We start from the raw sequence: 14,067 nt of genomic DNA on the forward strand, positions 1-14,067 counted from the left end.
GGAACAGTTTTCATGAGCACAGCACAAGCATTGAGTCCGTCCTCGCGGGCGGAGTCGCTGAAGAAGTTGGAAGAAACCGAACTCGACGTCCTGGTCATCGGCGGTGGCGTGGTCGGTGCAGGTAGCGCGCTCGACGCCGCAACCCGCGGTCTGAAGGTGGGCTTGGTGGAGGCTCGCGACTTCGCGTCCGGAACCTCGAGTCGGTCCAGCAAGTTGTTCCACGGCGGACTGCGCTACCTCGAGCAGTTCAATTTTGCGCTCGTGTTCGAGGCGCTGCGTGAGCGGTCGCTGGTACTGAACTCGCTGTGCCCGCATCTCGCGAAGCCGGTGCCGTTCATCTACCCGCTCGAGAAGCTGATCGACCGGCCGTACGTCGGTCTGGGCATCGGCGTCTACGACGTGATGGGCGCAGGCCGCGGGGTTCCTTCACACCACAAGCATGTGGGCAAGAAGAAGACTCTCGAATCGTTCCCTTCCGGAAAGCGTTCTGCTATCCGGGGTTCGGTCAAGTTCTACGAGGGTCAGGTAGATGATGCCCGCCACACGATGATGCTGGCGCGCACGGCGGCCGAGTACGGCGCTCTGTGCGTCAACAGCACTCGCGTCGTCGGTTTTCTCCGTGAGGAGGACCGCGTGGTCGGTGTGAAGGCGGTGGATCTGGAAACGGGTCGCGCCTTCGAGATCCGTGCTCGCCAGGTCATCAACGCGGCCGGCGTGTGGACCGACGAGATTCAGGAAATGGTCGGTGGGCGAGGACAATTCCAGGTTCGTGCCTCCAAGGGCGTGCATCTGGTTGTCCCGCGCAACCGGATCAACTCCTCGACCGGGATCATCACGCGGACCGAGAAGAGCCTGCTGTTCGTGATCCCGTGGGGAAGCCACTGGATCATCGGTACGACGGACACCGATTGGAACCTCGACCTCGCGCATCCGGCAGCCAGCCGAAGCGATATCGACTACATCCTCGGACATGTCAACAAGCTCCTTCAGGACGAGTTGACGCACGAGGACGTCGTCGGTGTGTACGCGGGGTTGCGTCCGTTGCTGTTCGGCGAATCGGATTCGACCAGCACTCTCTCGCGTGAGCACGCGGTGTCGAGTCCGGTCCGAGGTTTGACGGTGGTCGCCGGTGGCAAGTACACCACTTACCGCGTGATGGCCAAGGACGCTGTCGATTCCGCGGTGCACGGATTGGAACAGAAGGTGCCGAAGTCCTGCACCGAGCGTATCCAACTGGTGGGTGCCGACGGCTACTTCGCCGCGCACAACAATCGGCATCTCACCGCTGAGCGCACGGGACTCCACGTTTCGACCATCGAGCACCTACTGGGTCGGTACGGCACTCTGGCCGACGAGTTGTTCGAACTCGTCGAGGCGCGGCCGGAACTGGGGCAACCGTTGGACTCCGCTCCCGAGTACCTGAAGGCAGAGATCCATTACGCTGCGAGCCACGAGGGTGCGCAGCATCTCGACGACATCCTGACCCGTCGTACTCGCATCTCCATCGAGGTTACCGATCGCGGCGATGCGGCAGCTGCCGAAGTGGCGGAACTGGTTGCACCGGTGCTCGGTTGGACTCCCGAGCACATTGCCGAGGAGATCGAGCACTACCGGTTGCGCGTTGCAGCCGAGCGGGAATCTCAGGAGCAGCCCGATGACCTGACGGCTGATGCGGCGCGCCTCGGTGCACCGGACGTTCGCACCGGAGTTACTGTCGGACAGGTTTGAGCCTGAAGCACCAATGATCGGCCGGGGCACTGTGTCCCGGCCGATCGACCGAACTGCACCGGTGTCAATCGAACTCGTCCGACGAGCATTCGGGGAGGTCGACCGTCACCACCGCGCCCCCGTTCGGATGGTTCGCGAAGTCGATTCGAGCGCCGATGACCGCCGCTTGCCCCACTACGATCGTCAAGCCGAGACCCAGGCCCGAGTTCGGGCCGCGTTCGACGCAATCAGTCTGAAATCTCTTCGGCCCCTGACGAAGCCACTCTTCAGTGAACCCGCTGCCCCGATCCCGCACCGTGATGCGGGAGTGGTCGACGTCGACATCGATCGGCGACTTTCCGTGATTGCGAGCATTCAAGATCAGGTTGGCGATGATCCGTTCGAGTCTGCGTGCATCGGTGTACGACGCGGGGGCGCCGTGAACTCTCACTTCGCACTCCACCCCGGTGGTGGAAATCGCGTGGTGAACCACCGGTGCCAGTTCCACCGATTGGATGTCAGCCTGCTCGGACGTGGTGTCGAGGCGGGCCACTTCGATGACGTCCTCGGCGAGTCTCCTGAGTTTATGTACGCCGTCGCGCACCAATTCGGTAGGCCTACCTGGCGGCAGAAGCTCCGCGGCGCCGACCAGTCCGGAGATGGGCGTCCGGAGATCGTGCGCGATGTTGGCTGTCACACGCTTCTCGGCGTCCAATTGTCCCCGCAGCGCATCCGACATTGCGTCGACCGCATCCGCCAACTCGGTGATCTCGTCGTCGAAAAGCGACCAGGTGACCGAGCGGACGCGGATGTCCGCTCCGGTAGACACTTTGCGTGCCGCACGGGCGGCCGAGCGCAAACGATACGACATCGCGAGCCCAAGCATCACACCCAGGACGGCACCCGCTGCGATCACAGCGACGGTGGCACTGCGCAGTGTCCGATCGACGCTGGCGATCGATTCCTGCTGCGCGGTGTACGGGACGCGAATCGCCACCACCTGAGTGTTCACGTCGGCAGCTGCCCAGACGAATGGTTGGTCGCCACTGTCGACGAGGTAGGTGGCGCGTTTGCCGCCGGCGACGGCCTCGCGTAACTCTTCCGGAACGTCCAGGCCATCCGTGGTGGCGCGGAACAATGCACGCATGCTGCCTGTTTCGTCCTGCAGCACCAGTTGGAGATTGCGATCAGCTGCAGCCCGCGCTGCATCCTCCTGGTTGTGTGAAAAGGTTTGATGCATCACGGTACTGAGCGTGATCGAGGCGACGGCAATCACGAACGTGATGGCCGCCGCGATCTTCCACTGAAACGACAACCGCCTCCCGGTGGACGGGAGCTTGGCGGCGAGATCCCGCGATCTCACCGATGGTTGTCCATCGTGTAGCCGAACCCCCGGACGGTTCGGATCTGTTCGGAGCCGATCTTCGTGCGCAATCGCTGAACGTGAACGTCGACGATGCGCGTATCGCCGCCCCAGTCGTAATCCCAGACGTCCGAGAGCAGTTCGGAGCGAGACCAGACTTTCCGCGGCACACTCACCATGACCAGGAGCAGCTTCATTTCAGTGGGGGTGAGTGCCACTTCGGCGCCCGAACGCGTGACGGTCACCAACTCGCGATCGATCTCCAGATCGCCGAGAGTCACGATGTCTTTCTCCGTACCGGAATGGGATTCGACCCGCCGGAGCACACTTCGGATACGGGCCACCAGGACACCGCTGTCGAAGGGCTTGGTGACGTAGTCGTCGGCACCGGCTTCCAATCCGAGAACTATGTCGACCGGGTCGTCGCGCGCGGACAGCATGATGACCGGCACCGACAGTTCCTCACGAATGCGTCGGCACAGGCTGATTCCGTTCAGGTCGGGAAGCATCACGTCGAGGACGGCGATATCGGGCTTGGCGTCGATCGCCAAATCCATTCCGGTCAACCCACCTGGTGCGGTGATCACCCGAAACCCGTTGCGTTCGAGATTCAATTGCGTTGCTTCGCGGATGACAGCGTCGTCTTCGACCAGCAAAATCAACGGATCGGTCATCGGCCTTCGCTTTCATGGGAACGGAACACTCTCAAACCCTTCACCGGTCCACTTGTATGCAGTCGACGATTGACAGAACTCCGGAATGCCGGGGTCTTTGCACAGGTCGACCATGACCGACAATCCTCCGGTTGAGCCGACGACGTAGCGTCCTGGGTCTTGCACTCCGAAGACTTTGTGAGCGCCCGATTCGTCGATCTGGTAGACGAATCCGGCGACCATGAAGCTGACCGGTGGGGCCGGTCGTCCCCAGATGCCGACAGACTCGCAGGTGAAGACATTGACGACGGCATCTTGCCAAACGGCGTCCGTCACGTGGGAGTAGCGGATTTCGAAGGGGAAGTTCGCATCACCGCACAACCGGAGACTGTCCTTGACCGCATCGGACACTTCCGGGTCTGCTCTGAGGAGGGCAACAGGATCGATGCTCAAGCCCTGTGAGAGATCCGAGGGGTCGAGTGATGCTGCGATATTCGGAGTGGGTTCTGATTCAGGCTCGGTGGAACAGGAGGCGAGAGCAAACGCGACCGGCAGGCAGAGCTCGGCGAGCAGCGCGCGACGACGGCGATCAATCACGGATGAACTCCGTTCCATCCCAGTGGAACTCGGTCCGAAGCGGTGGACGGGGGCAACATTCGAACTCCGGTGGCCGCGGATCCGTCTCCAGGACAGACAAACTCGCGGCGCGTTGACCGCTGACGATGAACTTTCCTCGCTCTTCGACGGAGAACAGGCGCTCACCTAGTTCGGGATTGTCTTCACTCGAACCGGCCTTGCCGCTGCGGTAGACGTAGCCGGCGAGGTTGACCGAAATCGATACTCCGGTCCCGGGTTGGTGGGCCGGTTGGCACGGATACACGTTCATGACGATCAGTTCGGTCTCCGGCACGATACGAGGTGCGCCTGGATCGAGAAGGATGGATCCGACAGAGATCGGATACCAGTCCGGGCACGATCGGAGTTCGGTCTTCACACCCTCCGACACCCCGGGGTCGTCGAGAAGCGCCCGCCCCAACCTCGAATTCTCGGCAACCCGTCTGGCCAGGTCGGCGGGCTGTGTGACGGACAATCCGGTGGAAGCGACATCGCCTTCGATCACAACACCCTGGGTGGACCCGCATCCGGTGATCACGGACGCTCCGAGGGCCGCTGTCGCGAGTGCCGTACCGAACAGCCTGCGAGTGCGGCCTGTTCGGCCCTCGCAGATCTCATTCCGATACAACACTTTCCCCTCCCCGGCCGGTGCGAACTGTCTCATCGGCATGCGCACTTTTCATAGGATCACACGTGATCTCGATATCGGCGTTTCACCACCCACCGTTACGTAATCGTATGAATGTCGGGACCGTCGAGAGTTGGTACGCGACCGCCGGAATTCTGTTACGAAACCGATGGAATCGGGCTTCTAGAGTGAGTCACGTCGGTGTTCACCGCTTGGGCGGAACGAGCTGATCCGCGTATCGAGGAGTGTGAGAGCAAATGCCTGAAGTATTGCTGACCAACAAGACTCGGCGTCCGCGAGTGCTGCTTGCCGTACTGACGATCGGAGTGGTGTGCGCGATGGCCGGGTGTTCGATTGACGACACCAGCGCGCCAGGACTCGAATCGACGACTACGTCGGTGGTCGCGGCGTCGACGACCGCGCCGCCGCCGACCCCAGCGACCACGTCGGAGACAGTCGAAAGCTCGAACTCGGTGGGCGGCGGTGCGGACACATCCACTCCCGGAGCCCCGGCGGGCGATGCAGCGCCGGCCTGGACCCCGGTCTCGACCAGCGCGGTTGCCCCTGCGGGCCCTGGTCCGTCTACCGAGTCGACCAGGTGCACCGATCAGATCAACTATGCGGGTGATCCTCGTTCGAATGCGGAGATCAACAGCATCGGAGAGCGGATGGGTTCGTGTCCGGCGCCGCTCCCACCCGATGCCGTCGAGCCCTCGGAGAAGTGCACCGACCAGATCAACTACGGCGCTGACCCTCGTTCCAACGCCGAGATCAACATCATCGGGGAACAAACCGGGATCTGCCCCGAGCCGATACGCCCCTGACAAGTTCAAAACCTGAGCAGTAGTCGGGAATTCGACCAAGGGCCGAACCAGGGGGAGATCGCAATGACAAGCAGGGCAGGTGGACGTTCGATCGACAGTGTTGCCGACGATGCGTGCCGAGGGGATCGTGACGCGATTGCAGAACTCCTTCAACGCATCGTGCCTCTGGTGACGCGGCGCTGTCGTGCCGAACTGCGACCGCTCGACGCTGATCGTATTGCCGTCGGTATCTGCCGATCCGTCCTGTCCGACATCCGGCGACGAAGACGCGCCGGAGAAGCGTTCCTCGCGCATCTGTACGACGCGATCAGTCGCGAAATCGATTCGCTACCAGCATCGAGTCGACTCACTCTGCCTTTCGGCGATCTGTCGGCCGTCGAACGCAACGTTTTGGTAGCTCGCATCGTTGTCGGTTTCGACGTGCGCGAGACGGCGCTGTCACTGAGAACAACAACGAGCGCCGTCGAACTCGTCCAACACCGCGCGCTGTCCAAGATCAGACGCGGCAGCCTGAGCGGCGCCTAATCAACGCTCGAAAGTCAACAGCTGCAACCCTTCGCAACTCCCGGCAACCGTACGCAACTTTCTCTTCGCCCGTGATCTACACGACACTGCATGGCACGAGTGATCGAGAACGAGGAGTGTGACGGTGGTTCAACGGACGGCGCAGAAGCCGACAACGCCAGGATCGAAAAAGACCGGGGCCAAGCCTCATTCAGGACTGGGCCGGGAAGCATTGCTGAAGGCGTACGAGAAGATGTCACGTATCCGTGCCTTCGAGGATCGCTTGCACGAAGAGAATGCAACCGGCGACATCCCCGGCTTCATTCACCTCTACTCGGGCCAGGAAGCCATCGCCGTCGGAGTGTGCGAGAACCTCAGCGACGCCGACTACATCGGATCCACACACCGCGGTCACGGGCACTGCATTGCCAAGGGCTGTGACCTCAACGGAATGATGGCGGAGATCTTCGGCAAGGACGACGGCCTGTGTCGCGGCAAGGGCGGTTCGATGCACATCGCCGACCTGTCCGTGGGAATGCTCGGCGCCAACGCGATTGTCGGCGGCGCACCGTCGTTGGCGATCGGTGCAGCACTGAGTGGTAAGACCCTCGGAAACGGAGTCATCGCAGCCTCGTTCACAGGTGACGGTGGATCCAACCAGGGAACCGTCTTCGAGGCGATGAACATGGCTGTGGTGCTGGATCTTCCGATCGTCTTCGTGATCGAGAACAACGGATTCGGTGAGGCCACCGGAACCGACTACGCCGTCGGTGCACCCGACATCGCCGCGCGCGCCGCATCCTTCGGCATGCCTGCCGTCAAGGTGGACGGCACCGACTTCTTCGCGGTCTACGACGCAATGGCAGAAGCATCCGAGCGTGCCAGGACGGGCGGTGGCCCCACCACGATCGAGGCGGCGGCATTCCGTTGGCACGGCCACTTCGAGGGCGATGCGCAGCTGTACCGCACGGCGGAACAGGTTGCGCAACTGCGGGAAACCAAAGATCCGCTCAAGAACTTCCGTAGCAGTGTCGACGCGAAGAAGGTCAGCTTCGCTGATCTTGACGCGGTGGACGAGCAGTCGCGAGTGTTGGTGGACGAGGCGGTAGCGAAGGCGCGCGCCGCGGCGTATCCACCCGTCGAGAATCTGCTGACCGATGTCTACGTGTCGTACTGAGGAGCCCGAGATGACAAGCGTGGAAACCAAGAACGTGTCGAAGAAGACTTACCGCGAGGCCGTCAAAGAGGCCATCGCCCAAGAGATGCAACGAGATCCGAGCGTCGTCCTCATCGGTGAGGACGTACGCGGCGGGCATGCCGGTACCAATCCCGATCTGGAGACGAAGAAGATCGAGGCGTTCGGCGGTGTCCTCGGTGTCACCAAGGGCCTGTGGACGGAGTTCGGATCGGAGCGTGTGATCGACACCCCGATCACCGAATCCGCGATCATCGGAATGGCTGCCGGAGCCGCACTGACCGGACTTCGGCCGGTCGCCGAGTTGATGTTCATGGACTTCTTCGGAGTTTCCTACGACGCGCTCTACAACCAGGCTGCCAAGTTTCGCTACATGTTCGGTGGCAAGGCCAGAACTCCGCTGGTGGTGCGAGGCATGATCGGCGCAGGATTCTCCGCCGCTGCACAGCATTCTCAGTCCCCGTACAACGTGTTCGCTGCGGTGCCTGGTCTGAAGGTGGTCGCTCCGTCCAACGCGTACGACGCCAAAGGGCTTCTCATCCAAGCTATCCGGGACGACGACCCCGTCGTCTTCTGTGAGCACAAGGTTCTCTACGACCTCAAGGGCGAAGTGCCGGACGAGCCCTACGCGATTCCGTTCGGCGTCGCCAACTACACCAGGCAGGGCGACGACGTCACGATCATTGCTTTGTCCGCGATGGTGAACCGCGCCAACGACGTAGCGGACAAGCTGGCAGCAGAGGGTATTTCGGTGGAGGTCGTCGATCCTCGTACCGTCTCCCCATTGGACGAGGATGGCATTCTCGAATCCGTCGCGTCGACCGGAAGGGTCGTGATCGTCGACGAATCCGCCGCCCGCTGCGGCTTCGGGCACGACGTGGCCGCGTTGATCGCCACCAAGGGTTTCAACTACCTGAAAGCGCCGATCGAACTGATCACGCCGCCGCACACGCCGGTTCCGTTCTCACCGACCCTCGAAACTGCCTGGCTGCCTGACGCGGCGCGGATCGAAGAGTCGGTTCGCAAGCTGGTGAGAGCCTGATCATGGCGGATATCAAAGCTATCGACATACCCAAGTGGGGGCTCTCCATGGAGGAGGGGTTGGTCAACGCCTGGCTCATCGGGGAAGGCGAGTCGTTCACCAAGGGCCAATTGATCTGTGAGATCGAGACCAGCAAGATCACCAACGAGCTGGAGGCGCCGTTCGACGGTGTTCTCCGCAAGATCGTCGGCACACCTGGGCAGACTCTGCCCGTCGGTGCCGTGATCGGTGTGTCCGCCGACGCGTCCACGACGGATGAGGAGATCGAGCAGTTCCTCGCCGCCCGCGGCGCAACCGCGCCGCCGGAAGAGCCGTCACCGTCACCAGCTGCCGCGCCGGCGGCTCCCGCGACACCCCTGCCGACGCCGGCTGCGAAGGTGGTTGTTGCGCCGAAACCTGCACCAACCGGCTCCACCGTCGTACCGAGCGTTCTGCAGGGCACGACTCAGAGTGACGTGTTTGCCAGTCCTCGCGCACTCCGACGTGCCGAAGCACTCGGAATCGATCTCGCCGCCGTGGTGGGTACTGGCCCACTCGGACGGATCAGTGTCCGAGACATCGACGACGCGATTCGTGACGCCGGTGGCACTGTTGCGCCGGTAGTGCCGGCCACGAGATCCGGACTTCCGCTGCGATCGACTGTCGATGACAGCGCCGTACCGGCCACCCCGGTCGCACGCAGAACTGCGCAATCGCTGGGTGTCAATTTGCACGACTGTCGTCCGACGGGCTCGAGGGGGCGCGTCTGCGTCGCCGACGTGCACGACGCCGCCCGTTCCGCGCAGCTCCTACCTGATGCGGCGGCGAAGACGGGAACCGTTGCCGTCGAACCCGATTACGACACAGTTCCTTTCACACCCATGCGATCGGCAATCGCCGGTAGGTTGCAGGCGTCCAAGCAGCAGGCTCCCCATTTGCGGCTCTCGGCGGATCTCGAGCTCGATGCGCTCCTCGCTCTGCGCAAGGAGATCAATTCGACCGTCCCGGCGGTCAAGTCGTCGGTCAACGACTTCATCGTGAAAGCCTGCGCCGCCGCGCTGATGAAGGTGCCGGACGTGAACGTCCAGTTCGATGCTGCGAACGAATCGGTTCTTCGATTCGCGTCGGCGGATGTCTCGGTGGCAGTGGCACTTCCGACCGGGCTGATCACGCCCATCGTGCGCAGTGCGAACACCAAGTCGTTGGCGGACATCTCCGGTGAGGTGCTCTCGTTGGCCACCAAGGCGAAGACCGGCAAACTCCGTCCCGAAGAATTCCAGGGTGGAACCTTCACGGTGTCCAACCTCGGTATGTTCGGGATCAAGGCCTTCGACGCGATCATCAATCCGCCCCAGGGTGCGATCCTCGCCGTTGGTGCGGGGGAGAAGCGGGCCGTGGTGGTCGGCGACACCGTCTCGGTTCGGACACTGATGACCGTGACCCTCTCGTGCGATCACAGGGTGATCGACGGAGCGTTGGGTGCGACCTTCCTTCGCGAACTCCAGCGCTTTGTTGCTTCTCCCGCGCTGATGTTGGTGTAAGGGGCTGTGGTGGAAAGCAATACGTCTCAGAAGTACGACGTTCTTGTCATCGGCGGCGGCCCGGGTGGGTACGTTGCGGCGATCCGGGCTGCCCAGTTGGGGTTGAGCGTTGCGCTGGTCGAACGTGATCGCCTCGGTGGTATCTGCCTCAACTGGGGCTGTATCCCCACCAAGGCAATGCTTCACGGCGCTGACGTCGCGCATACCTTGAGCGAACTCGACACATACGGATTCAGTTCGGCGTCTGTTGAATTCGACATCTCGAAGTTGGTGGCGTTCAGCCGTGGCGTTTCGGAGCGGTTGTCCGGCGGTGTTGCCTATCTGATGAAGAAGAACGGCGTCGACGTCATCTCCGGCACTGCGAAGTTGGTGGACAAGGGCGTCGTATCCGTGGAAGGTCGGACGTATCGAGCCGACCACGTGATCATTGCGACCGGCGCCCGGCCGCGCTCGATTCCCGGTGTCGCTCCGGACGGCGACCGGGTGTGGACCTACTTCGACGCACTCGTCCCGAATGAACTGCCGAAGTCGCTGCTCGTGATCGGGTCCGGCGCGATCGGAGTCGAATTCGCCAGCCTGTACCGCGATCTCGGAACCGAGGTGACCATCGTGGAGATGGCACCGCACATCATGCCGGTCGAGGACGAGGAGATCTCCGGCTTCGTTCGCAAGCAGTTCGAGAAGCGGGGCATCACGATTCACACCGGAGCCTCGGTGTCGGCGGTAACCGTCGGCGCCGACGCCGTCGAGGTGAATGTGCAGACGAGCAACGGTGTCCACGCGTTGACCGTGGACCGGGTTTTGGTGGCGGCCGGAATTACCGGCAACGTCGAGGATCTCGGGTTGGAAGCCGTGGGTGTCGAGATCGAGCGCGGTGCGATCGTCACCGACGAGTGGTGCCGCACCAGTGCTTTCGGGATCTACGCCATCGGCGACGTCGCGGGCGCTCCGTGTCTGGCGCACAAGGCAAGTCACGAAGCCGTCCTGTGCGTCGAAAAGCTAGCCGGCGTGCCCGATGTTCACCCGCTCGATCGTGACTACGTTCCTGGTTGCACTTATGCCCGCCCTCAGGTAGCGAGTCTCGGTCTGACGGAGAAGCAATGCGCCGACTCTGATCGCACGTTGCGCGTCGGGCACTTCGACCTGCAGGCGAACGGCAAGGCATTGGCGATCGGTGAGGCCGAAGGCTTCGTCAAGACGATCTTCGACGCCGATACCGGGGAACTGCTCGGCGCGCACATGGTCGGTCCGGACGTGACCGAGCAGATTCAGGGGTTCGGAATCGCCAGATCCCTCGAAGCCACCGGCGAGGATCTCGCCGAGGTCGTGTTTGCTCATCCGACGCTCTCGGAGGCAATGCACGAGTCGGTGCTCTCGGCGCTGGGGAGACCCCTCAACGCGTGAGCACAGTCCGCGTGCGTGAACGCCGTCCTACGTTCACGCACGCGGACAACTCTGCAACCGGGTGCAACGCTCGCTTTCGGTGACCCCGTCGCATAGGACTGGAGTGTGATCGGCGCAACGAATCGACTCGAACCGGCCCTGGGTAGTGGTGAAGACCCGGCGCAGTACGCACGTGTTCTCGAATCCGTGTACGAAGCAACGATGTCGGGGCGCAAGCCGCCTGCGCGTCCGCGCTCCGTCATCGCGAATTCGTGGTCGCGTCTGCGTGCGCTCGGAGTTGATCCGGAGCGGTGCTCGATCACCAAGACGGGCCGCGAATCCGAGATCGAAGAGGGCCGACGCGCCGCCGGCATGACGGAGATCTTCGACGAGGCGGTGCACGGTCTGGCGCCACTCGTCGGCCCAGGCGACGCGAATCTGATCGTGGTGGCCGACCGCCACGGGCGGATCCTTTGGCGACACGGGCCCAGTCGAATGCTGGATCGGGCCGAACGGCTCGGGATGATCGAGGGTGCGTCGTGGACCGAGGAAGCTGTCGGTACCAACGGGATCGGCACCTCCTTGGCATCAGGTTCGGCAGTGCAGGTGTTCTCGGCCGAGCACTACTCACGCTCGCAGCATCCGTGGACCTGCTCCGGAGCGACGGTTCGGGATCCGCGTAGTCGCCGGGCCATCGCCGTCGTCAACGTCGCCGGCGCAGCAGACACGGTCCACCCTTCGACCCTCGCACTGGTTGACAGTGTGGCCAGGCTGGCGGAATCCGCACTGCGGGAGAAGCATCGAATCGGATTGGATCAGCTCCGGATGATCTCGGCGTCGACACTGGCTCGCGCGAGTCAGCCGACAGTGGTCGTGGACCGTGGTGGCTGGGTCGCGGCCGTGGATTCGATGGCGCCGATCTACCGCATTGCGCTGCCGAAAGTGATGAGCAGCGGCGAGCATTGGCTCCCGTCGCTCGGATTATGTATGTGCGAGCCGCTTCCGGGTGGTTGGCTCATCCGTCCTCAGGTGAACCCGGCGTCCGGAACTGTCTGTGCCGAAGTTGAATTGGACCTGCGAGATCCCAATGCGATGGAACTGCGGTACTCCTCGGCCATGGGGAGTTGGAGTATCGACCTCAGCCCGCGCCATTCGCAGATCCTTCTCGCTCTGACGCAGACGTCCGAGGGCCTCACGGCCTCGCAGCTCGCCTCACAGCTGTTCGGCGATCCGCGCAAGACGGTGACCGTCCGGGCCGAGATGTCGAGGTTGCGTAAACGATTGGCCGGAATCCTCTTGGCGCAGCCCTATCGCTACGACCCGGCGGTGCGGGTAAAAACCCTCCCTGCTGTGCGCCTTTATTAACCGCGGGGGGTTAATAAAGGCGCACAGCAGAGCGGCGCGAACGCCTCACCTGCGCGTACTCGTAGCCGTTCTGCCAGGTCACGGTGGCCACCAGCACCCAGATGATCCACGTAGCGCTCATATGCGTGCCGACGATGCCCATGATGATGGGGATTGCAGTGCAGGGGAGTGCCCAGCCGAGCAGCCACCGTCGATCCGTTCGCGCAAACAATCCGGCCACGGTGCTGATACCGAAATAGACTGCGATGCTTCCGCACAACAACCACCGCAGGTTCGCGGGCGTGTGTTCCGCGCCGTGTTCGGTGGCCGCCCCGAGGCCCGCGACCAGAACTGCGATCGCCCCGGTGGTGAAACAGTGCAGGGCCATGTCGATGCGAGCGGGAAACTTCTCGGCCTGCAGGTGCGGAACACCGGCGTGGCCGTAGAGAAGCGAGAGCGCCCACATGCCCGAGAGCAGGACAAACGATCCGACGGCGAGGCTGACCACCGTCGAGTCCCAGGTGAGCTTCGAGGCCGCAGAAATCACGAGAATCACGCCCTCGCCGAGCACGATGATGACGTACAGGCCCAAGCGCTCGGCAAGGTGGGCCCGATCGGAGTGCAGGGCTTCGAGTTCCGGCATTCGGTCGTCCTTGAACCCGCGGACCTTGATGATGCGGTCGAGCTTTTCCTGAGCGTCTTCCATGATCGCGCTGCCGGAGACGACGAACATGATCAGTAGGTCGATGGTGACACCTGCAGTCCAGAGCCAGAAGCGGGTGTCTCCCTCGAACCAGAACGAGACGATCCACGGAATCACACCAAGTGACATCTGGGCGATCGGCCAGTCGACGACGATCTGACCGTTGTGCCACACGCGACTAGCCAGCAGACGTACGGCTACGTAGGCGACAGCGAAGGCCAGCGCATGGTTGTCGTGGATGCCGGCCACTGCCGCCATCATGACGGCCAGCCCGAACATGGCGATCAGCATGCTCGGAATTCGGACGCGGTCGCCGGCAACGTTGCCGTACATCGTGAACGTCGCCCACGCGGTCCAGAACGCGAGGTAGAGCAAGGCGTAGAGCCCGACATCCGACCAGGACGGTGAACCGTGGAGCAGGTGAGCGAGCTGACCGATGCCGGCAACCACGACGAGGTCGAAGAACAATTCGATCCATGAGGCGTGCCGCTCCAGAACTGCCTTCTGCTTCTCGTCTGGTTCTTTTCCGAGTTCCGACATAGGGGTCAGTATCCGGTATCGACGTCAACAGTGCAGGTAGGGGCGG

13 protein-coding genes are annotated in these 14,067 nt (G+C 62.7%); 8 read left to right on the forward strand and 5 right to left on the reverse strand.

What is annotated here, in order from left to right; all coding sequences use genetic code 11:
* The first annotated feature begins 12 nt into the window (after nt 1–12).
* Nucleotides 13–1,728 (forward strand): glycerol-3-phosphate dehydrogenase/oxidase, encoded by a 1,716-nt coding sequence (locus ACFWAD_RS09910; protein WP_347874482.1) that lies wholly within the window; start codon nt 13–15, stop codon nt 1,726–1,728.
* A gap of 64 nt (nt 1,729–1,792) precedes the next feature.
* On the opposite strand, the gene ACFWAD_RS09915 is transcribed toward ACFWAD_RS09910, so the two are convergent.
* The 4 genes from ACFWAD_RS09915 to ACFWAD_RS09930 are packed head-to-tail and all read right to left on the reverse strand — an operon-like array spanning nt 1,793 to nt 4,969.
* Nucleotides 1,793–3,070: a sensor histidine kinase gene (locus tag ACFWAD_RS09915; RefSeq protein ID WP_378543229.1), complete on the reverse strand. Its 1,278-nt coding sequence runs from the start codon at nt 3,068–3,070 to the stop codon at nt 1,793–1,795.
* Nucleotides 3,067–3,744, reverse strand: a complete 678-nt coding sequence (locus ACFWAD_RS09920; RefSeq protein ID WP_378543231.1) for a response regulator — start codon at nt 3,742–3,744, stop codon at nt 3,067–3,069. The genes ACFWAD_RS09915 and ACFWAD_RS09920 overlap by 4 nt, the downstream gene beginning before the upstream one ends.
* Before the next feature lie 12 nt (nt 3,745–3,756).
* On the reverse strand, nt 3,757–4,320 hold the full coding sequence (locus ACFWAD_RS09925; RefSeq protein WP_378543233.1) for a hypothetical protein: 564 nt from the start codon (nt 4,318–4,320) through the stop codon (nt 3,757–3,759).
* Complete coding sequence (locus ACFWAD_RS09930; RefSeq protein ID WP_378543235.1) at nt 4,313–4,969, reverse strand: hypothetical protein; 657 nt, start codon at nt 4,967–4,969, stop codon at nt 4,313–4,315. The genes ACFWAD_RS09925 and ACFWAD_RS09930 overlap by 8 nt, the downstream gene beginning before the upstream one ends.
* Nucleotides 4,970–5,223: 254 nt before the next feature.
* On the opposite strand from ACFWAD_RS09930, the gene ACFWAD_RS09935 reads away from it, so the two are divergent.
* The 7 genes from ACFWAD_RS09935 to ACFWAD_RS09965 all read left to right on the forward strand — a co-directional run bounded on the left by ACFWAD_RS09935 (nt 5,224) and on the right by ACFWAD_RS09965 (nt 12,799).
* Nucleotides 5,224–5,790, forward strand: a complete 567-nt coding sequence (locus ACFWAD_RS09935; RefSeq protein ID WP_378543237.1) for a hypothetical protein — start codon at nt 5,224–5,226, stop codon at nt 5,788–5,790.
* 63 nt (nt 5,791–5,853) lie between these two features.
* On the forward strand, nt 5,854–6,315 hold the full coding sequence (locus ACFWAD_RS09940; protein ID WP_378532320.1) for an RNA polymerase subunit sigma: 462 nt from the start codon (nt 5,854–5,856) through the stop codon (nt 6,313–6,315).
* Nucleotides 6,316–6,547: 232 nt separating this feature from the next.
* A complete protein-coding gene (locus ACFWAD_RS09945; protein WP_378446540.1) occupies nt 6,548–7,471 on the forward strand; it encodes a thiamine pyrophosphate-dependent dehydrogenase E1 component subunit alpha in 924 nt (307 codons plus the stop codon).
* 10 nt (nt 7,472–7,481) lie between these two features.
* Nucleotides 7,482–8,531 (forward strand): alpha-ketoacid dehydrogenase subunit beta, encoded by a 1,050-nt coding sequence (locus ACFWAD_RS09950; RefSeq protein WP_378543239.1) that lies wholly within the window; start codon nt 7,482–7,484, stop codon nt 8,529–8,531.
* A 2-nt stretch (nt 8,532–8,533) separates the two neighbouring features.
* On the forward strand, nt 8,534–10,051 hold the full coding sequence (locus ACFWAD_RS09955) for a 2-oxo acid dehydrogenase subunit E2 (RefSeq protein WP_378543241.1): 1,518 nt from the start codon (nt 8,534–8,536) through the stop codon (nt 10,049–10,051).
* Nucleotides 10,052–10,057: 6 nt separating this feature from the next.
* Complete coding sequence (gene lpdA, locus ACFWAD_RS09960; protein ID WP_378543243.1) at nt 10,058–11,455, forward strand: dihydrolipoyl dehydrogenase; 1,398 nt, start codon at nt 10,058–10,060, stop codon at nt 11,453–11,455.
* A gap of 105 nt (nt 11,456–11,560) precedes the next feature.
* Entirely contained in the window at nt 11,561–12,799 is a 1,239-nt protein-coding gene (locus tag ACFWAD_RS09965; RefSeq protein ID WP_378543245.1) for a GAF domain-containing protein, read from the forward strand.
* Nucleotides 12,800–12,809: 10 nt separating this feature from the next.
* Here the strand turns inward: ACFWAD_RS09965 and ACFWAD_RS09970 are convergent, their stop codons facing one another.
* Nucleotides 12,810–14,021 carry a low temperature requirement protein A gene (locus ACFWAD_RS09970; RefSeq protein WP_378543247.1) on the reverse strand — a complete coding sequence of 404 codons (1,212 nt, stop codon included), beginning with the start codon at nt 14,019–14,021 and terminating at the stop codon, nt 12,810–12,812.
* Nucleotides 14,022–14,067: the final 46 nt, after the last annotated feature.

Source organism: Rhodococcus sp. NPDC059969 (assembly GCF_042738325.1).
Lineage (GTDB): Bacteria > Actinomycetota > Actinomycetes > Mycobacteriales > Mycobacteriaceae > Rhodococcus_F.

What these genes read in the sequence shown, in the direction of transcription:
- ACFWAD_RS09955 (WP_378543241.1), top strand. Translation starts at nt 8,534, where the DNA reads ATGGCGGATATCAAAGCTATCGACATACCCAAGTGGGGGCTCTCCATG.
- ACFWAD_RS09970 (WP_378543247.1), bottom strand. Translation starts at nt 14,021, where the DNA reads ATGTCGGAACTCGGAAAAGAACCAGACGAGAAGCAGAAGGCAGTTCTG.
- ACFWAD_RS09935 (WP_378543237.1), top strand. Translation starts at nt 5,224, where the DNA reads ATGCCTGAAGTATTGCTGACCAACAAGACTCGGCGTCCGCGAGTGCTG.
- ACFWAD_RS09920 (WP_378543231.1), bottom strand. Translation starts at nt 3,744, where the DNA reads ATGACCGATCCGTTGATTTTGCTGGTCGAAGACGACGCTGTCATCCGC.
- ACFWAD_RS09945 (WP_378446540.1), top strand. Translation starts at nt 6,548, where the DNA reads ATGTCACGTATCCGTGCCTTCGAGGATCGCTTGCACGAAGAGAATGCA.
- ACFWAD_RS09940 (WP_378532320.1), top strand. Translation starts at nt 5,854, where the DNA reads ATGACAAGCAGGGCAGGTGGACGTTCGATCGACAGTGTTGCCGACGAT.
- ACFWAD_RS09910 (WP_347874482.1), top strand. Translation starts at nt 13, where the DNA reads ATGAGCACAGCACAAGCATTGAGTCCGTCCTCGCGGGCGGAGTCGCTG.
- ACFWAD_RS09950 (WP_378543239.1), top strand. Translation starts at nt 7,482, where the DNA reads ATGACAAGCGTGGAAACCAAGAACGTGTCGAAGAAGACTTACCGCGAG.